Consider the following 599-nt stretch of genomic DNA (forward strand, 5'->3'; position numbering starts at 1 on the left):
CAGAACTGCTCGCCCAGCTCCTGCGCCCGGTCTACGGTCAAGCCGTTGTCTGTCCCGTCCCGTGGGTCAAAGCTGATGATATAGTGGTGGCTTTTCACATCTTCCCGTTTTTGGTTTTTCTCATAGCGGAGATTGGCTCGCATACAGGCAACAGCGAAATCCTCGCCCCCGCAGTTGAGGGAAGAAATGCGGTAATCCTCCCTCGGTATCAGCCGCCCGTTTTCATCAAGGGTGGCTTTCATGGTAAACTCGTCATGCTCAAATGTGAGATAGGCTTCCGCTGCGCCATAGTCGGCGTTTTTAGAGCTGATATGTTTGAATGTTGCCAACAGCGTCACCCACTTTCTGCAAGACTTCAAACTTTAGGGCAGCAAGGTCGGAAACCGCCGCCCGTACCTCCCCGGCAAGCTGCGGATAGGGACTGTGCCACTCGTTCAGCGTCCGGGCTATCTGGTTTAAGTTGCCGCCGATCCTGCCGTATTCGGCGGTCAGCTTCCCGACAGCGGCAAGCAACTCGTCATTGACGGGGGAAACGGTTATGATGGGGCGTATGGCTGCCCCGGTTATGGCTTGCCGGATAAACTCGGCTTGGCTCATGT

The 599-nt window shown here is 55.6% G+C and carries 1 protein-coding gene and 1 pseudogene; both read right to left on the bottom strand.

What is annotated here, in order from left to right; translation table 11 throughout:
- Nucleotides 1–329, bottom strand: a pseudogene (locus DW677_RS18155) (relaxase); the annotation flags it as partial.
- Nucleotides 301–597 carry a plasmid mobilization relaxosome protein MobC gene (gene mobC, locus DW677_RS18160; RefSeq protein WP_117567944.1) on the bottom strand — a complete coding sequence of 99 codons (297 nt, stop codon included), beginning with the start codon at nucleotides 595–597 and terminating at the stop codon, nucleotides 301–303. The gene mobC and the pseudogene DW677_RS18155, both read right to left, overlap by 29 nt.
- Nucleotides 598–599 lie beyond the last annotated feature (2 nt).

Origin of the sequence: Clostridium sp. AM25-23AC, from assembly GCF_003435125.1 — a bacterium.
GTDB lineage: Bacteria > Bacillota > Clostridia > Lachnospirales > Lachnospiraceae > Pilosibacter > Pilosibacter fragilis.